This is a genomic window from Ochrobactrum sp. WV_118_8, assembly GCF_039631535.1.
GTDB lineage: Bacteria > Pseudomonadota > Alphaproteobacteria > Rhizobiales > Rhizobiaceae > Brucella > Brucella anthropi.
The window spans coordinates 2055564-2073956 of record NZ_JBDIUZ010000001.1 but is presented as its reverse complement, the minus strand read 5'-3'; the positions used below and the strand labels follow the sequence as shown (position 1 = coordinate 2073956).

Sequence of the window (18393 nt, the reverse complement as noted above, 5' to 3'; positions counted from 1 at the left end):
CGCGGAAGGTATTTCGTTGAAATTACCAATGATTGTTGTGTTGCCTTGTTCGAGTATTGCTTGAGAAAGCCCAAAAATATTGTGAGGAACTTTTACGATCCTGCTTGCGCTTGCAATTTCAGGTAGTTAGAGCATCTGTCTGCCTGACCGATTCAGGCTGTGTGTTTTAAGCAGTTGTTTCAGCCGTATTTACGCGATGTCGAAACCTCCCTTTCGTCAGCGAATTCGTTCTGGCAATGGCTTGCACAGACACCGTTTTAATTTGCGCTGAAAGGACCAGCATCGTGGAGCAGGCAAAGAACGGAACCCGTAAGGGTGGGCGCAAGGCGCTGTGGGCGGCAGTTGCGGTAATCGCTATCGCTGCCGCCGGTTTGACCGGATACAAGATCACACTTGAGAAGACGATCACGTCGCAGCTTGAAAAGCGTGGCGGCAAAGCATCTTCCGTCGAAGCCGACTTTCTCGGACGTATTCATCTGCGCGACGTGACGTTGCCGTTGAAGGATGGCTCCAACGTCCGTATCGCTTCGGTTGACGGTCGCCCCAAGTTTCTGTTCCTGACCGGCATGTTGAATGCGTCGGGCATTGATACGGAGATCGGAAACTACAAGATTTCCATTCCAAGCGTGGCAATCGAAGACGCTAATTTCGATACAGCCATGCTGAAGGATACTTTCGGCAATAGCGGTCTGACGCTGCCGGAACGCGTTGGTCGTTTCTCGGCAAAGCGCCTAACTGCGCAGGAAATCAAGGTTGTCCAGACAGTCGCGAATAACGATCAGAACATCGTCTATAAAGACGTTGCGCTGGAAGATATCAACCTCGGTAAGGTTGCTCGTTATACGGCGGGCGGCACGATTTTCGACTTCACGATCCAAGTGCCGGGTGAAGACGGTGAAAAAGTCACGGACAAGATGACAGGCACCTTGGGTGCCGCAGAGGGCAAAGACATTGATGGTGTCTTCCTCGCCCGCCTCTATACCGAAAAGGCAGGCCCGGACGATAAGGAAGCAAAGCCGGTCTATGGCCCGTTTTCGGCGAAGAACATCGTCATGAAGACGAAGGATGCGAACTTCAGCTACGATGAGATTCGCAGCAACGGTTTCACGGCTCGTATGCCCGCCGTACCGTTCACCGAAACCTTGGAGAAGCTCCAGTCTCTCGAAAATGCGGACGAACTTTCACAGGATGAGACGCGCGAGCTTATTCTTCAGTTGAGTTCCCTGTTCGACACGATCGGTAAGGGCGATGTCGAAATGCTCGGCATGAAGATCGAGCCAACTGATGCATCGAAAGGCAAGGGCGGTATCGAACGCGTCGCAGTTGCTTTCGACAATCAGAAGATGGACGCGACCATCAAAGGCTTGGCCTTCTCCGAAGGTCAGGACTACATGAAGATGGAGGAAGCTTCCTTGAAGGGCTTCTCCTGGGCGACTTCAGTCGAAGCCTTGAAGAAGTTTGCGGCGCTGAATGAGGACGAAGTTGAAAACTTCCCTTTCACGACCATGCTTCCGGAATTCGGCACGCTTCGGGTAGTGGGGATCGACGCCGATCTGCCATACGAAAAGTCTGAAGATGTGGACGCAGGCGAGGAAAATGCGGATGAAGGAGAGCAGGCTGCAACCGAAGAATCGTCGGTTCCTTCGCTGCCTGAACGCATTCAGTTTGCCATGAAGAGCTATGAAGTCGCTCTCAACAAGCCTTACAACGGTATTCCGACCGATGTGCGCGTCGCTTACGAAGACATGTCGATCAAAGTGCCGACACAGGCTGATGACGAGTTCTACCAGCAGCTTCGGAAGCTTGGTTATGATAGTCTCACCATGTCTTCAAACTTCGAAGCAAGCTGGGATGAGGCAAATCAGGATCTGATCATCAAGGACATTTCGATCAGCGGTAAGGATATGGGTTCCGTATCCATGTCTGGTTTGATGGGCGGCCTGACGAAGGAATTCTTCTCTGGCGATAAGGTGATGATGCAGGTCGCTCTGCTCGGGCTCAAGGCCAAGCAGGTAAACCTGAAGGTTGAGGAAAAGGGCATTATCGCCAACGCGATCAAAATTTATGCCGAAGAAAAAGATATGTCGGAAGACGAAGTACGCGGCACGATGTCTCTGATGGCTGCAGCCGCTCTGCAAGAGCTGGCAGCGGAGCAGCCACAGTTGCAGGATGTTGCGACGGCGTTTTCGACGTTCCTGGCTAAGCCGAATATTTTCGAGCTGACTGTCAAGTCGAAAGCCGAAAAAGGCATTGGCGCTCTCGAAATGGTAGCTGCATCGCAGGATCCGACCTTGCTGCTCGACAAGGTCGATATCGAAGCCAAGGCGGAATGATCGACTATTCCGCTGATCTGAGCGAAACGCCGGCCTTTGGCCGGCGTTTCTGTAATCAGAGCTTCACCAAAACATTACACAAGGGTCATGCCCTTGATATATAAGGGTCCTAGTAAGCCTCGGAAATAACGAGGCCAACATGACCAGAAAAAATGTCCTGCTTATCGTCGTTGATCAATGGCGAGCAGATTTTATCCCCCACCTGATGCGGGCGGAGGGGCGCGACCCCTTCCTCAAAACTCCCAATCTTGATCGCCTTTGCCGGGAAGGCTTGACCTTCCGCAACCACGTCACGACCTGTGTGCCATGTGGACCAGCAAGGGCAAGCCTGCTTACTGGCCTTTACCTGATGAACCATCGGGCAGTGCAGAACACTGTTCCGCTTGATCAGCGCCATTTGAACCTCGGCAAAGCCCTCCGCGCCATCGGCTATGATCCCGCGCTCATTGGTTACACGACGACGACGCCTGACCCGCGTTCGACGTCCCCAAGAGATCCGCGTTTCACGGTTCTTGGCGATATCATGGACGGGTTTCGCTCAGTGGGCGCATTCGAACCCAATATGGACGGATATTTCGGCTGGGTGGCGCAGAACGGTTTTGAACTGCCGGAGAACCGGGAAGATATCTGGCTGCCAGAAGGTGAGCATTCCGTTCCCGGTGCTACCGACAAACCGTCGCGTATCCCGAAGGAATTCTCGGATTCTACATTCTTCACCGAACGTGCGCTGACATATCTGAAGGGCAGGGACGGCAAGCCCTTCTTCCTGCATCTCGGTTACTACCGCCCGCACCCGCCATTCGTCGCTTCCGCGCCTTATCATGCGATGTACAAGGCCGAAGATATGCCTGCGCCGGTTCGCGCGGAAAGTCCGGACGCCGAAGCGGCACAGCACCCGCTTATGAAGCACTATATCGATCATATCAGGCGTGGTTCGTTTTTCCATGGGGCGGAAGGCTCCGGCGCAACGCTGGACGAAGGCGAGATTCGCCAGATGCGCGCCACCTATTGCGGCCTGATTACGGAAATCGACGATTGTCTGGGGCGGGTCTTCGCTTACCTTGATGAAACTGGTCAGTGGGACGACACACTAATCATCTTCACCAGCGACCATGGCGAGCAGCTCGGCGATCATCATCTGCTCGGCAAGATCGGCTACAACGACGAAAGTTTCCGTATTCCTTTGGTTATAAAGGATGCGGGAGAGAACCGGCACGCTGGCCAGATCGAAGATGGGTTTTCCGAAAGCATCGATGTCATGCCAACCATCCTCGAATGGCTCGGCGGGGAAACGCCGCGCGCTTGCGACGGGCGTTCGCTGCTGCCGTTTCTGGGTGAGGGGAAACCCGCCGACTGGCGCACAGAATTGCATTACGAGTTCGATTTCCGCGACGTCTTCTACGATCAGCCGCAGAACTCGGTACAGCTCTCCCAGGATGATTGCAGCCTCTGTGTGATCGAGGACGAAAACTACAAGTACGTGCATTTTGCGGCCCTGCCGCCGCTGTTCTTCGATTTGAAGGCGGACCCGCACGAATTCAACAACCTGGCTGAAGACCCCGCTTATGCGGCTCTCGTTCGCGACTACGCCCAGAAGGCTTTGTCGTGGCGGCTGTCTCATGCCGACCGGACACTGACCCATTACAGATCCGGCCCGCAAGGGCTGACAACGCGCAACCATTGATCTCAGGAGCAACCAAATGATCAATCTGACCCGACGCGGGATGCTTGGCCTTTCAGCCGGTGCCGCCGGTTCGCTCGTCCTGCCGCGATTTGCAATCGCACAGGCTGACAATCGCCCATCGATCACTATTGCTGTGCAGAAGGTGGCAAACAGCAACACGCTCGACGTTCTTCGCGAACAGTCGAATGTCGGCGAACGCGTTTTCTTTTCCAGTATCTGGGAGGCGTTGATCGACCGCGACTGGCTGGGCGGTCTTTCGGCTGTGCCTGGTCTTGCGACCGAATGGACCCGCATCGATGACAAGACGGTTGAGCTAAAGCTCCGTCAGGGGGTGAAGTTCCACAATGGCGATGAGATGACCGCCGAAGACGTTGCCTTCACTTTTGGCAAGGAGCGCATGTTTGGCGACACGCAACCAGCCGAAGGCAAGACGATTTACGTCACGGAGAAAAATCCGCTCGGTCGTGAAAGCAAGGAACTGCCGCTTGAAGTGCCAGCGACGGCCCGTCGTTCCTGGCCAGCCTTGCTGGGTGTCGAAATTGTCGACAAATACACGGTGCGCTTCAAGAACGGTACGCCAGACGTCACCATGGAAGGCCGTATCTCCCGTTACGGCAGCCAGATTATGAGTCGTCGTGGCTGGGAAGAGTCGCCTAGCTATCTCGACTGGGCGCGCAAGCCGGTTACCACCGGGCCCTACAAGGTTGTCGAGTTCAAGCCGGACAACATGTTGGTGCTCGAAGCTCACGACGAATATTGGGGTGGACGCCCACCGCTGAAGCAAATCCGTTTCATCGAGGTGCCGGAAGTTGCCTCCCGCGTCAATGGTCTGCTCTCGGGCGAATATCAGTTTGCCTGCGATATTCCACCGGATCAGATCGAAGGTATCGAAAAGAATGACGCTTTCGAGGTTCAGGGCGGTACGATCCTCAACCACCGTCTAACTGTGTTCGACAAGTTCCATCCGCAGCTGGAAAATCCGTTGGTGCGTCGCGCATTTACCCATGCGATCGACCGTCAGGCGATCGTGGATTCGTTGTGGGCCGGTCGTACGGTCGTTCCGGCTGGTCTCCAGTGGGACTACTATGGCGATATGTTCGTTCAGGGCTGGAGTGTTCCGGAATATAACCCGGATCTCGCCAAGCAGCTTCTGAAGGAAGCCGGTTACAAGGGCGATGCCATCCCTTACCGCCTGCTCAACAACTACTACACGAACCAGACCCCAACCGCGCAGATCCTTGTGGAGATGTGGAACCAGGTGGGGCTGAACGTCGAAATTCAGATGCAGGAAAACTGGCAGCAGGTTCTGGAGAAGAGCCCGGGGCGTGCCGTACGCGACTGGTCCAACTCCGCACCGTTCAACGATCCGGTTTCGTCTATCGTCAGCCAGCATGGTCCGAACGGTCAGCAGCAACAGGTTGGTGAATGGACGAATGAGGAGGCGAACAAGCTTTCCGTCATTATGGAAACGAGCACGGATCACGCCAAGCGCAAGGAAGCATTCAAGCGGATGCTGGAAATCTGCGAACGTGAAGATCCAGCCTACACCGTCCTCCACCAGAACGCGACTTTCACCGCCAAGCCGAAGTCATTGAAGTGGAAGGCGGCGCCCGCTTTCGCGATGGACTTCCGCAAAAACAACTGGGCCTGATCCATTTGTAGAGGCGAGCCCGGTTCAATCGGGCTCGCTTTTCCTTTGGGGTTTCAAACCCCGCGACTGTGAATGAACCAGAAGGATTGCATGATGCCGCTGGTCGAAATTTCCAATCTCAAAGTGGCCTTTGATGGCGTACCGGTTCTGCATGGTATCGACCTTTCGATTGAGCGAGGCGAAGCTGTCGGATTAGTCGGGGAGTCCGGCTGCGGCAAGTCTGTCACCTGGCTGGCAGCGCTCGGTCTCTTGCCGAAAAAGGCGTCGATCTCCGGTAGTGTTCTCCTTGAAGGAACAGAATTGCTGACCGCATCGCGCAGCACGCTCGAAGGTGTTCGGGGTGGCCGTGTTGCGATGATCTTTCAGGATCCATCGAGTTCCCTAAATCCGGTTATTCGGGTCGGGCGCCAGATTGAGGAGGCCGTGCGGCTTCATCGCAATTTGAGAGGACCTGCAGCCCGATCAGAAGTTTTGCGATTGATGGAACTGGTGGGAATACCCGATGCCCGTCGCCGCATCGATAATTATCCGCACGAATTTTCCGGTGGCCAGAACCAGCGTTTGATGATTGCCATGGCGCTGGCGGGCAATCCTGATATCCTTATCGCGGATGAGCCCACGACAGCACTTGATGCTACGATTCAGGCTCAAATTCTTGATCTATTGGCTGCATTGCGTGCGGAAACCGGCATGGCTGTGGTCTTTATCAGCCATGATCTTGGTGCAGTGTCGCAAATTTGCGAACGTGTTTCCGTCATGTATGCCGGGCGTATCGTTGAACAGGCCCGGACCGAAGCACTCTTTGCTGCTCCGCGCCATCCTTATACGCACGGCCTGTTCGATTCCATTCCGAACCTTGATAGCGGGCGCAATCGTCTGATCCCCATTGAGGGCACAGTTCCTGAGCCGGGCAAGCTTCCGCAAGGTTGCGCATTTTCGCCACGCTGCTTGAGCGCGAATGATCTCTGCGCGCGAAGCCTCCCCAGACTCGGTGTTCCGCAGGACGATGCCGGTGAGGGGCGCATGGTCTCGTGTTTTCATCCCTATTCGGCCGCGTCGTATTTGCTGCCGTCCATCGGCGGCCATATTTCAACCCCGGCGAGCACAAGGGCAATAGCACAATGACAGCCGCTCTCATCGAAGCTCGCGACCTTGTCAAAACCTACACATCGCGCAAAGGTCCGTTCGCAAAACCGGTCGCGGTGCGCGCGGTCGACGGGCTTTCCATATCGGTCGCTCCGGCGACAACACTGGGCATTGTTGGCGAGTCCGGTTCGGGTAAATCCACGACCGGGCGGCTGCTTCTCGGTCTGGAAGATCCCAGCGAGGGAGAGGTGACGTTTGAAGGTTCAGCCCTACCTCGCCAGAAAACCGCCAGCTGGCGCGCTTTGCGGGCGCGTATGCAGCTTGTCTATCAGGACCCTCTGGCAGCTTTGGACCGACGGTTGCCGATTGGCCGTCAGATTGCTGAGCCACTGGAGATTCACGGAATTGGAATCGCTGCTGAGCAGAAAGCGCGTGTTGCAGAGCTGATGCGAGCGGTCGGCCTTCGTCCCGATCAGGCTTCGCGCTATTCGCATGAGCTTTCAGGCGGGCAGCGCCAGCGTGTCGTCATTGCACGCGCCATCGCATGCAAGCCGCAACTCATTGTTTGCGACGAACCTGTATCGGCGCTGGATGTTTCCATTCAGGCGCAGGTTGTGAATCTTTTGCGCGATTTGCAGGAACGCGAAGGCATCGCCATGGTTTTCATCAGCCATGATCTGAAGGTGGTACGCAATATTTCGGATCGTGTTGCGGTCATGTATCTGGGCCGGATCGTCGAAGAGGCGTCCTCGGACGAGATTTTTGCCAAACCGCTTCACCCCTACACGCAGGCGCTGGTGTCCAGTGTCCCTGTCGCTGGAACTCCTCTCAGTGATCGCATCATCCTGCAGGGAGAGCCGCCGAACCCTGCCGCGCGACCTAATGGCTGTGCGTTTCACCCCCGCTGCCGTTTCGCGGCTCCGCGCTGCAGCAGCGAGACACCTGAACTTCTCGACATGCCAGCGGGACGCAAAGTGGCCTGCCATTTTGCAGGAAGCCTGCAGACGGACAATATTCATGCTTAGATTTTTGATGGTTCGCGGGGTTCGCGCATTTGTGACCATTCTTCTTGTGGTGACATTCGCTTTCGTCGTTTTGCGTATGTCCGGTGATCCGGCCCAGATCATCATGGGACCGGACGCGCCACCGGAAGCGATAGCTGCCTTCCGGAAGAACTGGGGGCTCGATGATCCGCTCTGGCAGCAATACTTGCGCTATTTCGGCGCTATTGCGCGCGGCGATCTTGGGATATCGATGCGCGATGGCCAATCTGCAATCGCACTGGTGACCGAGCGCATTCCCGCGACGCTTCAACTTACGATACCGGCATTGTTGATCAAACTTGGGCTTGGCATTCCGGCCGGAATTTATGCTGCGTTGCATCGCAACAGCTTCATAGACCGGGCTGTCATGGCTACTGCCGTCATCGGCTTCACTTTACCGAGTTTTGTACTTGGCTTGTTGCTCGTGCTGGTGTTCTCGGTTTCGTTGGGCTGGTTGCCCTCGGGCGGGCAGGACAGCTGGATGCATGCCATTCTACCCATAATCACCATGGGGCTCGGCGGCGCGGCCATTCTGGCGCGGTTCTCCCGCAGCGCAATGATCGAGATTCTGGGGCAGCCCTATATTCGCACGGCGAGCGCCAAAGGTGTGTCCTGGCGAAATGTTGTCTGGCGTCATGCACTGCCTAACGCGGCCATTCCGATTGTCACTATCGTCGGATTTATGGTCGGATCGCTGATTGCAGGTGCGGTGGTGGTTGAATCGCTCTTTTCCTGGCCAGGCGTGGGCAGACTGCTCGTGGTTTCGGTAGCCAATCGCGATCTTGCTATCGTGCAATGCATATTGCTTCTCGTGGCCGCGACGATGGTGATCTCCAATTTCATTGTTGATCTTCTCTATGGTTATCTCGATCCGCGTCTGCGTCAGGCGCAGGGCAAGGCGTGAGGCTGAACCGATGACGGATATGACCGCCAATACTGCCACTGTTTCCACGCAACCGAAAAAGAGCCGTAAAAGCATTCCGCTGATGGTTATCATCGGCTTTATCTGGATCGCCGCAATGATCCTGATTGCGCTGACTGCGGACTGGATAAAACCCTACAACATCACAGCCTTTGACTTGAAAAACCGCCTCGCACTGCCGGGGAACGCACAGCATTGGCTGGGTACCGATGAGCTGGGACGTGACGTGCTTTCACGCCTCATCGAATCCATTCGCATTTCGCTGCTCATCGCGTTTGGTGCGACGATCATTTCAGCGGTGTTCGGGACGACACTCGGTTTTCTCGCAGCTTATTTTCGAGGCGCGGTGGAGCAGGTTGTGGTCATGCTGGCTGATTTTCAGGCGGCGTTGCCATTCCTGATTTTGTCTCTTGCCGTGCTGGCATTTTTCGGAAGCTCGCTTCTTTTGCTGACCTGCCTGATGGGCTTCTACGGCTGGGAACGTTATGCCCGTATCGCGCGTGGGCTGGCTGTCTCAGCGAATGCACAGGGTTATGCAGCAGCGGTTACCCAGCTCGGCGCTACGCCGTCGCGAGTGTATCTCAAACACATCCTCCCGAACATTGCTTCAACGCTAATCGTCTCGATGACGCTGACATTCCCGGAGATTATTCTCCTTGAAAGCAGCCTCTCGTTTCTGGGCCTCGGCGTGCAGCCGCCGATGACCAGCCTTGGTAATATGGTTGGTTATGGTCGCGAATATCTCACTCGCGCACCGTGGATCATGCTCGCGCCGTCATTTGTGATCATGTTCACGACGCTGTCGATCAGCTTTGTGGGTGATTGGCTACGCGACAAGCTGGACCCGACCACGAGATAAGACCGGTCAACTTCCAACACTTGGACCTTGCGATTCTGAAAGCGAGTTGTTTAGTGTGAGGCGACAGAATTTTTATAGGAACTCACGTCTTATGTTGAAGAACATCAATCCATTGCTGACCGGCTCGCTGCTCGAGGTTCTTGCCGATATGGGGCACGGAGACGATCTCGTGATTGTTGATGCCAATTATCCGGCGCAGTCCTCTGGTGTCCACGTGCTGGACTTTCCGGGGATCACTGCAACGGATATGGCCGAGGCTGTGTTGTCGCTGTTGCCTTTGGACGATTTTGTCGACAAGCCAGCCGCCGTCATGCAGGCGCCCAATGAAACGCCGGCGATTTTCAAGGAATTTGAATCGGTCATAGAAAAGGCTGAGGGGCGAAAGATTTCCGTCGATCCAGTTGAAAGATTTGCCTTTTATCACCGCGCTCGCGATGCGTTCGCGATCATTCGGACCGGTGAGAAGCGGCTTTATGGCAATATCATTTTCAAGAAGGGTGTCATCCGCTCTTGAACGGTGAAATTGACATCGGCGTATGATAAACCCGGGCATTGAGCCCGGGTTTTTTTATTTCAGCTTTATTCCTGTGGCTTCTCTGCCTGATCCTTCATCGGGCCTTTGTGCTCACCACCTTTGTGGTTGCCCATATGATGTGGACCTTTGTGGTGAGAGCCTCTGGCTTGGTGATGCATCTTCGCGGCGCGCATTTCGCTGCGATCGATTTTGCCATCCTCATTTCGATCCAGTGCAGCGAATTCCTTCTTGCGCTGATTTTCCACTTCCGCAAGCGTAACCTTGCCATCACCATTGACGTCGAGGCGACGCTCCATGCGGTCAGCTGCCCGGCTCACGATGCGCTTGAGTGCCAGTGCTTCGATTTCGGCGCGAGAAAGTACGCCGTCGCCATCGGTATCGGCGGCCTTGAGGTCATCCATGCGTGAGAATTTCTCAAGATCGACGGGGCCACGCTTGCCCTTCATGTCCTTGTTTGGGGCAACGGTCGTCTCTGCTGCCGGTTTATCAGTATTTGCACTGCTATTTTCTTGTGCCAGTGCGGGTACAGCAAGCAAAGATGTTGCAATTACAGCGATAAATGCGGTCTTCGATTTCATGGCTATTTGACTCCATTACTCTTTACAGGGGCGCCGCTAAAAGGCGTGCGAGTAATGTCTGTCTTTTTAGATGAACCGCATATGAATATGCCAATTAATTATCGGTAATGTATTGGGAGTGTATGAGCAAACCAGAGCTGAAGTATTCCCCAAAGCGAAAAATCATCCGCAGGCACTGAGACACATACACGTTCGGGCAAGAAGAATTTTTCTGATCCATCGGGATCAGTTATCAGCGGAAGCGGTTGTTTTCAGAAGAAAAAGTGGTGGGTGATGTAGGGATCGAACCTACGACCCGCTGATTAAGAGTCAGCTGGTAAGGTCACAATCTTCTTAGCTATAGCTACGTTTGTCAACATATTGTGTTTCTATCATATTGATAAACCATATATCTAATGCAGGTGGCGTCTACATTTGTAAACTATTTTGGCCGTGACCTTATTGACCATATCAAGGTCACAAATTAAAAGAAGGCTGTCAGCAGAAAAGGTCACACATGGCGTCGGAAAATTTGGACGGCAATTCAATCCGCAAAATCCAGACTATGCTCCGTAAAGGGCAGACGGGGGATATTCGCGATAGTCAGTCACCTGGATTGTCACTTAGAGCTTACAAAACGAAGGCTTCTTGGATGATGATCATGCGCGATGGAAAGTGGACAATTGCGCATTTTGAGATGTTTGCGGCCGAAGATATCCCAGCGCTTCGTCAGCTCGTTGTAGAAGCTCGTCAGCTGCTTAAAGAGGGCAGAGATCCGCAGGAGCTTTTTGATGCTTTTCGTGAACAGCGGGATGTCGCACTTGCAAAGAATAAAGCTGCCGTCTCTCACGGAATTGGAAAAACGTGGGAAGAAGTGAGGAATGCATACCTCACTTGGGCATCAGATCATAAAGAGAAAGACACTGTGCGCGGCTATAAGTCGGCTCTCGGCGCAACGTCTGGCAGCGTTTTGGAACGAGATTTTGAGCCACTGCACGGAGTGCCCGTGGCCTCTATCACGACAAAAGACCTCGTCAGAGTGCGCTCAAATATCATCGAGCGGGGGCAGGGGGAACTCGTTCGACAAGCAAATCTGACTGTGGCGGCACTGAAAGCTTGCTTCAGTTGGTATCTAAATCAACCTGATTCACTCATAGAAACATCGCCTGCTGCGCAACTTACGAAAGCCCTTGAGCGCGCTAAAAAAGTAAAAAAATCTCCAGAGCAGGAGAGGACTTTTATACAAGACGAGATTGGACTCCTCATCTATGGACTTGAATTTGCTACAAATCCAGCCGCTCGTTTATCACTTATGATCCAGCTCTTCACGGGACAGCGCCGGATATAGCGCGGCGATCAGGATGAGACGCGGGCGACAATCTGGATGAGATTCTTATGTCGCGGTCGAGTTGAAGTTATCACGTTGAATGTCGCTGGCAAGCTCTTCGTCGCTTTCTGATTGTCGCTCCGCGGCAATCACCGTCGAGGTTTTGATTGTCGCAAAAGATGCCGGTCGTCCGCGTTGGCGTTTTTCCTCCAGCGCCGTTCTTCGCCGGTAGCTTTCGACATTCATCTCGAAGATCGTAGCGTGATGAACAAGCCGGTCGACCGCTGCGAGTGTCATGGCAGGATCTGGGAAGACCCGGTTCCACTCTCCAAATGGCTGGTTTGCGGTAATCAAGACCGATCTGTGCTCGTAGCGTGCCGATATCAGCTCGAAGAGCACGCTCGTTTCGGCCTGATCCTTGGTGACGTAGGCGAGATCATCGAGGATGAGCAAGTCGAACTTGTCGAGTTTGGCGATAGCAGATTCGAGCTGCAGTTCCCTGCGCGCGACCTGTAGCTTTTGCACGAGGTCGGTTGTTCGGGTGAATAGCACGCGCCATCCATTCTCGATAAGTGCGAGGCCGATAGCGGCAGCGAGATGGCTCTTTCCTCCACCGGGTGGGCCGAACATGAGGATATTGGCACCTTTGGCGAGCCAACTGTCGCCAGCGGTAATTGCCATGACCTGGGCCTTTGAGACCATGGGCACGGCGTCGAAAGCGAAGCTATCCAGGGTCTTTCCAGGTGGCAGGTGTGCCTCAGCGAGATGCCTTTCAATCCTGCGGTGGGCACGCTCGGCCAATTCGTGCTCGGCGATGGCCGATAGGAAGCGTGCGGCCGGCCATCCTTCTCGATCGGCCTGTTCGGCAAATTGCGACCATAGAGTCTTGATTGTCGGCAGTCGGAGTTCGTTGAGCATGATGCCGAGCCGCGCTTCATCGATGACATGAGCGTTCTTCATGCTGCTTCTCCTGTCCCGATCAAGGCCTCGTAGCCATGAAGCGATGCGAGTTGGACATGGACGGTCGGCAATTTGGCTGGATCGGGACCGAAGAGCGCTTGCATTGCAGCCAGATCGGGCAGATCTCCGGCATCGAGTGTCGTGGCCAATTCTTCGGCAAGTTCGCGCTCGCAGCCGCGATCATGCGCCAGCGCCAGAAGCTCGACGGTGATCTTGCAGGCCTGCTTGTCGGGAAGATGCTCGATGAGTGTCTCGTAGGCTCTGCGGTATTCCTGCCGTGGAAAGAGCTTGTCACGATAGACGAGACCACGCAGCGCCATCGGCTTTTTGCGCAGGGAATGGATGATGTGGTGGTAATTGACGACCTGATCATGCCGCCCGTCGGCATGGCCACGTCCCCTGCGCAGCGTCATCAGGTGCGTACCCCCGACAAAGACATCAAGCCGATCGTCGAACAAGCGCACCCGAAGTCTATGCCCGATGAGGCGGGACGGCACGGTGTAGAACACCTTGCGCAAGGTAAAGCCGCCGGTGCGAGATACCGTCACGACAACCTCTTCGAAGTCCGTGGTCCGGCGCTCGGGCAGCGCCTGCAAATGGGACCGCTCGGCATCGATACGCTTGCCATGGGCGGCGTTGCGCCGGCTGACAATCTCGTCGACAAAGGCGCGGTAAGAGCTGAGATCAGCGAATTCCCTGGTACCGCGCATCAGCAAGGCATCACGAACAGCATTCTTGAGATGGCCATGGGAGCTTTCGATCGAGCCGTTCTCATGTGCGATGCCCTTGTTGTTGCGCGTCGGCGTCATGCGATAATGGGCACACAGTTCGTCATAGCGATTTGTCAGGTCGACCTTGGCATCGGCATCGAGGTTGCGGAAGGCGGCCGACAGACTGTCGCTGCGGTGATAAAGGGGCGCGCCCCCCACAGACCACAGGGCGTTCTGCAACCCTTCTGCCAGCGCAACGAAGCTCTCGCCGCCGAGAATGACATGAGCATGCTCGAACCCAGACCAGACAAGCCGGAAGTGATAAAACAAATGATCGAGCGGCTGGCCGGCGACTGTGATGCCGAGGCTGCTCATGTCAGTAAAATCCGAAAGGCCCAGCCGACCAGGTTCATGCGTCTGGCGGAAGATGACCTCCTGGGCCTCACCGTGAACAGCACGCCAGGACCGGATGCGACGCTCGAGCGTGCGGCGGATACCTTCGGGCAGTTCTGGATGCCGCCGTAGCATCTCGTTGAAAACGGCCACGGCGCGGATGCCCGGTGCTGCTTTGAGGAGCGGAACAACTTCCGTATCGAATATCGGCTCAAGCGGATCAGGACGACGACGCCCGCGTGGTGCTTTGCTTTGGGATGGAAGTTGCGTCTCCTTATCGAGACGATAGGCCGTGGCCCGGCTGATCGACGCTTTTGCAGCGGCGACCTCTACTGAATGCATTTGTCGATACTTCATGAATAATCTCATCTGATGATCGGTTACATGACGACCCGGCACAAACTGGTTCTCCAATCCAGAAAACCTGAAATGTATCGGACCGACCGCGATCATGAGACGTCGAAAATCTGCGCCGCGCCGGGATATGACTACGGTCGGGCTACGCCCTCTCTCCGTCACACCCCGGCGCGAGTCTCATCCTGATTGACGCTGAATCTCACCTTGATTGTCGCTACGCAGCCGGATAACCCCGCTCGAAGCTCTAAAGTCGGATTTTATCGAAAGTGAAGAATACGGGATGATCTGGCGGCTGGATGACAAGGTAGATGCATGGCGTACTCTTCCGCTTTCGCCGACTGCAAAATCGGCGGTTGAATCCGCGATGGCTCTTTCGAGATCGGATAATGACTACCTTTTTCCGCAACAGCGTGCTTACAAAAAAGGTGATTCAATGGACGGACACATGAACGAGCGCACGGTTTCGACGGTTATTGAGGAATTGAGAGGTGAGGGTGGTATTCTCGAACCATTGCCTTTTTCTCCGTCTACTCATCACTTGAGAAAAGCTTTTACAACCACCATGACTCCACGTCTGTCAAAATTTGTTGTTGATGGAAATCGACTTACTAAAAATGATATTAAGATGATCACACACGCGAACGAGGGTCGAGATACTACAGCTACATCCGTGTATGATAAAAATGAGTATCTTGATATAAAATATAAAATTCTATGTGAATGGGAGCAGTTTTGCTTGGAAGCGTACTATAAAGTTAGAGCAAAGATGAAAGCAGGAAATTAAAAGGGAGGCAATTGCCTCCCTTTATTATTGCAAATGATTTTTTAATTTCAGATGCCCAATTATGTCATCCGCTAATATCTGCGACATTGTGCGCGGATCATCGATGCAGGCATTATTCATATACCAGCTGTCAGTACGTCCGCACGTCGGACACTTTTCTGGCTTCCAGCCCCAGCCCTCTGTTTCACACTCGACGCAAAGCCATCGTCATTTTCCGTTATGCGCACTCATAGTACGCCCCTGGAAATTCAAAGAATTCTTCGGGTTTCTGCATGCTTTTGAGCAGTCTAAGGCGTGGTTTTGGCTTCAGAATCTTATTGATTTCATCACCAGAAAGTCGACCTCGTTCGATAAGTGCATTCGCCAGTTTCCGAACATCATCTCGGCGCTTTTCGATGATGGTTTTTACTTCCGACATGCACTCTTGAAGAAGCGCTTCGATCTTTTTCTGGACGTCTGGACGGCTCCTGAGCGTTGACAAAACAGGGTCGATTTCCGTTTCGGCAAGGAAAGTAAGCTGATCCTGCTGTCCGGTAGATAGCCACATGCGCGCACACCAGAAAGTTGCTTCTTTCAAGTCAGACCAGCCGCCGTCACCTTTGTCGCCAAAAACAATCTCTTCAGCTGCGAGACCGCCGAGCAGATGACGAACCATAGTTAAAACTTGGCTTTTCGTTCGCAAAAAGATCTCAGATGGCGGTCTGATGATTGCTACGCAACCGCCATTAAATTCACCTGAATCTGTCAAAACCTCGCGGCAAACTTCCGCGTAATCGATCTCTTTCTCATACTCAATTGCAATTATTGCGTGTCCGGCTTCGTGAATTGCGGATCGTGCTAAGGCTTCTGCAGGCATCGGCGTGCGAGCTGGAAGTGCTGCCAACAAATCTTCTAGCTTCAGATCCCGACGCGCGCGTCGAGCTGACCGACGTCCATTGCGAACAAGTGCCTCAAGCCAAGCGCCTGCCATGCCCTGAGTGCGTGTAACAACAGTTTCTAGATCGACGCCGTCGAGGTCGCCTTTCAGATGATAATTCAGGATTCCTGTACGCGCTCCAGCATCAGGCAACGGGATTTCGATTACCTTATCGAGCCGACCAGGACGACGAAGTGCGGGGTCAATTTTGTTTGGAAGATTGGTAGCCGCAATTACAACCACCCCTTCACGTTCTTCAGAGCCGTCGAGACATTCGAGAAGCCCGTTGATGGCTTTATTGTCGTACGATTCATTTCCCGAAGATCCCGAATTTCGGTCGCCCGCGCTATCGAATTCGTCGAGAAATAGAATGCATGGAGCTTTCTTTTTGGCTTCAGCAAAGCTTGCACGCATGGCTTTCAGATAGTCGCCAAGGTGCCCTTTTGATTGCCATTGAGCATATGAAGTCATGACAATTTCGACGCCGCATGTGCGTGCAAGAGCTGACGCAAACGTGGTTTTTCCGGTACCTGGCGCGCCGTGCAAAAGGATGCCTTTGTCGACTTCAGCCCATGAAATTTCGCCAGCCTTCCAATCTGCGAGATCGATTGCAAGGTCGCGTCCCCATTCGCCTGCGGCTCCAAGTCCGTGAAGATCATCGAGGGTTGGGCCATCGTTCTCTGGACGATAGTCGCCTTTAGTTTTTGCGCTGCCGTCGGAAAGAGCGACGTTTAGATACGTACGTGACATCATGATGCTCTGACCCGTCGACCGATCTTTTGAGAAGATTTTCATCAACGTGAAAAGTGGAATCTTCACTAGCTGAAGACCGATCTCTTTCGGCAAAAAGAAACTCGGATCAATGTATTTTTTGATAGATTTCTCAAGAATTTCGGGCGTGAGTTTAAGCTCGATATCGGCGTCGGAAAGCTTATGAACTTCGCTGTAAACGTCATGATCTGGCGTTGCGTAGATGAATACGCGAGTGTAGTCAAAGATATGACTTAGAAGTTCCGTGGCGCTTTTTTGATAGACCTCTGAATAATTTTCAAAATTCAGAGTGGTCGTTTTATTAGGCCGATTCCCGTGATAGCACTGCTTAAAATTTCCTTCGAGCACATCCTCGATTCCGGCGTTAAACAGATGGATTTCATTCTCGGACGCGCGCAGAATAAAAATGCAGGCTGAATTTACATCAAAGAATTTTTTACGTGCTTCATCTGAGTGCGCGCGCACACTTTCAGAAAAGATTTCGTACAGAAGTCCTGCTTTGAAATCTTCGATGACGGGGTCAAAGAAATTGCTCTGCTTATTTTCAGATTCATAGTCATCATCAAATTTAAATTCGTCATCGATATTGATCGCATCCAGAATGTCGTGATGCTGGTCTTTTGCATCCATTTCTTTTGCGACCTCAGCGCCGAAGCGCGGCTTTCCGTTATCCTTGTTGTTCATGGTTATCTCCTTGTTTGAGCGCTCGACCTGAAAAAATCAGGGAGCTGGCATGCGTATGCGTAGTGCTTGGAATAATGGCTACGGCCGAAAATCAGGCCGTGGCGAAGGTCGTCAAGGCAGGAAGACTGGCTTTAAGATGCTGGAAAGTTCGTGGGGTAAAAGCGACATCTGGAAGATCGCAGCCGACGTCACGAGACATGCCAACGGCGTCAAGTTTGCCGTGAGAATGTCCGTAGAAATGGACAGACCCGCGATTGCTGGATGGCCACACGCGATGAGCATAGTGCGACAAAAAAATGCGTTCGCCGCTGTCTGATGTGACAAGTGCGTGCGTGGGTTCCTGATCCCAAGACAGATCTAAAAGATGTTGGAGCGCGTTCCCATTTCTGTCGACATCGTGATTGCCGAGTATAAGGATTTTTCTGCCGTTCAGACGACGGAAAATATGCTTAGCATATGCAGCACTTCCAAAGCAAAAATCGCCGAGATGGTAAATGATGTCTGTCGGACGAACGGCGGAATTCCACGCGTCGACCATATAATCGTCCATTTCACGAATTGAATTAAAAGGTCTGTTGCAAAGTCCGATGATAGCTTCGTGACCGAAGTGAGTATCAGCCATATAGAACTTTTGAACGTAAGTCATGTTAGGTTCCTTTCGAATACGTTTATGCAATGATTACAAGCACTTGGCTTGTTACCGTTCATGCAGTTATTCGTATCGAGAAGAACCTCATTTGCTTACGCCTCGGGAATGACATCTATTCCGGAAAAGGTCTGGCATCGATGTCGTTGATGAATGTCGTATACTAGGATCTCAT

At 53.4% G+C, this 18393-nt stretch carries 15 protein-coding genes; 10 read left to right on the top strand and 5 right to left on the bottom strand.

What is annotated here, in order from left to right; genetic code table 11:
* Positions 1-284 precede the first annotated feature (284 nt).
* The 8 genes from ABDF71_RS10100 to ABDF71_RS10065 all read left to right on the top strand — a co-directional run bounded on the left by ABDF71_RS10100 (position 285) and on the right by ABDF71_RS10065 (position 10092).
* Entirely contained in the window at positions 285-2333 is a 2049-nt protein-coding gene (locus ABDF71_RS10100) for an aq_1923 C-terminal domain (protein WP_500061547.1), read from the top strand.
* A gap of 139 nt (positions 2334-2472) precedes the next feature.
* The gene (pehA, locus tag ABDF71_RS10095; protein WP_029928959.1) at positions 2473-4017 is read left to right on the top strand and encodes a phosphoric/sulfuric ester hydrolase PehA; all 1545 of its coding nucleotides are present in this window, start codon (positions 2473-2475) and stop codon (positions 4015-4017) included.
* A gap of 16 nt (positions 4018-4033) precedes the next feature.
* Positions 4034-5668: an ABC transporter substrate-binding protein gene (locus ABDF71_RS10090; protein ID WP_151662981.1), complete on the top strand. Its 1635-nt coding sequence runs from the start codon at positions 4034-4036 to the stop codon at positions 5666-5668.
* A 90-nt stretch (positions 5669-5758) separates the two neighbouring features.
* The gene (locus ABDF71_RS10085; RefSeq protein ID WP_500061662.1) at positions 5759-6793 is read left to right on the top strand and encodes an ABC transporter ATP-binding protein; all 1035 of its coding nucleotides are present in this window, start codon (positions 5759-5761) and stop codon (positions 6791-6793) included.
* Positions 6790-7779, top strand: a complete 990-nt coding sequence (locus tag ABDF71_RS10080; protein ID WP_500061546.1) for an ABC transporter ATP-binding protein — start codon at positions 6790-6792, stop codon at positions 7777-7779. The genes ABDF71_RS10085 and ABDF71_RS10080 overlap by 4 nt, the downstream gene beginning before the upstream one ends.
* Complete coding sequence (locus tag ABDF71_RS10075) at positions 7772-8701, top strand: ABC transporter permease (RefSeq protein ID WP_012091824.1); 930 nt, start codon at positions 7772-7774, stop codon at positions 8699-8701. The genes ABDF71_RS10080 and ABDF71_RS10075 overlap by 8 nt, the downstream gene beginning before the upstream one ends.
* Before the next feature lie 10 nt (positions 8702-8711).
* Positions 8712-9578 carry an ABC transporter permease gene (locus ABDF71_RS10070; protein ID WP_010659809.1) on the top strand — a complete coding sequence of 289 codons (867 nt, stop codon included), beginning with the start codon at positions 8712-8714 and terminating at the stop codon, positions 9576-9578.
* A 91-nt stretch (positions 9579-9669) separates the two neighbouring features.
* The gene (locus ABDF71_RS10065; protein WP_010659810.1) at positions 9670-10092 is read left to right on the top strand and encodes an RbsD/FucU family protein; all 423 of its coding nucleotides are present in this window, start codon (positions 9670-9672) and stop codon (positions 10090-10092) included.
* Positions 10093-10157: 65 nt separating this feature from the next.
* Here ABDF71_RS10065 and ABDF71_RS10060 read toward each other — a convergent pair whose 3' ends face one another.
* Positions 10158-10691: an EF-hand domain-containing protein gene (locus ABDF71_RS10060; RefSeq protein ID WP_437260027.1), complete on the bottom strand. Its 534-nt coding sequence runs from the start codon at positions 10689-10691 to the stop codon at positions 10158-10160.
* A gap of 496 nt (positions 10692-11187) precedes the next feature.
* On the opposite strand from ABDF71_RS10060, the gene ABDF71_RS10055 reads away from it, so the two are divergent.
* Entirely contained in the window at positions 11188-12018 is an 831-nt protein-coding gene (locus ABDF71_RS10055) for a site-specific integrase (protein ID WP_500061545.1), read from the top strand.
* Positions 12019-12063: 45 nt separating this feature from the next.
* On the opposite strand, the gene istB is transcribed toward ABDF71_RS10055, so the two are convergent.
* Positions 12064-12957, bottom strand: a complete 894-nt coding sequence (gene istB / locus ABDF71_RS10050; protein ID WP_500060852.1) for an IS21-like element helper ATPase IstB — start codon at positions 12955-12957, stop codon at positions 12064-12066.
* The gene (istA, locus tag ABDF71_RS10045; RefSeq protein ID WP_500060850.1) at positions 12954-14459 is read right to left on the bottom strand and encodes an IS21 family transposase; all 1506 of its coding nucleotides are present in this window, start codon (positions 14457-14459) and stop codon (positions 12954-12956) included. Before istA ends, istB begins: the two co-directional genes overlap by 4 nt.
* 166 nt (positions 14460-14625) lie before the next feature.
* On the opposite strand from istA, the gene ABDF71_RS10040 reads away from it, so the two are divergent.
* Positions 14626-15201, top strand: a complete 576-nt coding sequence (locus ABDF71_RS10040; RefSeq protein ID WP_500061544.1) for a hypothetical protein — start codon at positions 14626-14628, stop codon at positions 15199-15201.
* Positions 15202-15418: 217 nt separating this feature from the next.
* Here ABDF71_RS10040 and ABDF71_RS10035 read toward each other — a convergent pair whose 3' ends face one another.
* Together ABDF71_RS10035 and ABDF71_RS10030 are read right to left on the bottom strand one after the other, a co-directional pair.
* Positions 15419-17572, bottom strand: coding sequence for an AAA family ATPase (locus tag ABDF71_RS10035; protein ID WP_500061543.1), 2154 nt, complete (start codon positions 17570-17572; stop codon positions 15419-15421).
* 91 nt (positions 17573-17663) lie between these two features.
* Complete coding sequence (locus ABDF71_RS10030; protein ID WP_500061542.1) at positions 17664-18218, bottom strand: hypothetical protein; 555 nt, start codon at positions 18216-18218, stop codon at positions 17664-17666.
* Positions 18219-18393 lie beyond the last annotated feature (175 nt).

What these genes read in the sequence shown, in the direction of transcription:
- ABDF71_RS10085 (WP_500061662.1), top strand. Translation starts at nt 5,759, where the DNA reads ATGATGCCGCTGGTCGAAATTTCCAATCTCAAAGTGGCCTTTGATGGC.
- ABDF71_RS10060 (WP_437260027.1), bottom strand. Translation starts at nt 10,691, where the DNA reads ATGAAATCGAAGACCGCATTTATCGCTGTAATTGCAACATCTTTGCTT.
- ABDF71_RS10030 (WP_500061542.1), bottom strand. Translation starts at nt 18,218, where the DNA reads ATGACTTACGTTCAAAAGTTCTATATGGCTGATACTCACTTCGGTCAC.
- pehA (WP_029928959.1), top strand. Translation starts at nt 2,473, where the DNA reads ATGACCAGAAAAAATGTCCTGCTTATCGTCGTTGATCAATGGCGAGCA.
- ABDF71_RS10070 (WP_010659809.1), top strand. Translation starts at nt 8,712, where the DNA reads ATGACGGATATGACCGCCAATACTGCCACTGTTTCCACGCAACCGAAA.
- ABDF71_RS10065 (WP_010659810.1), top strand. Translation starts at nt 9,670, where the DNA reads ATGTTGAAGAACATCAATCCATTGCTGACCGGCTCGCTGCTCGAGGTT.
- ABDF71_RS10055 (WP_500061545.1), top strand. Translation starts at nt 11,188, where the DNA reads ATGGCGTCGGAAAATTTGGACGGCAATTCAATCCGCAAAATCCAGACT.
- ABDF71_RS10075 (WP_012091824.1), top strand. Translation starts at nt 7,772, where the DNA reads ATGCTTAGATTTTTGATGGTTCGCGGGGTTCGCGCATTTGTGACCATT.
- ABDF71_RS10080 (WP_500061546.1), top strand. Translation starts at nt 6,790, where the DNA reads ATGACAGCCGCTCTCATCGAAGCTCGCGACCTTGTCAAAACCTACACA.
- istB (WP_500060852.1), bottom strand. Translation starts at nt 12,957, where the DNA reads ATGAAGAACGCTCATGTCATCGATGAAGCGCGGCTCGGCATCATGCTC.
- ABDF71_RS10090 (WP_151662981.1), top strand. Translation starts at nt 4,034, where the DNA reads ATGATCAATCTGACCCGACGCGGGATGCTTGGCCTTTCAGCCGGTGCC.
- ABDF71_RS10035 (WP_500061543.1), bottom strand. Translation starts at nt 17,572, where the DNA reads ATGAACAACAAGGATAACGGAAAGCCGCGCTTCGGCGCTGAGGTCGCA.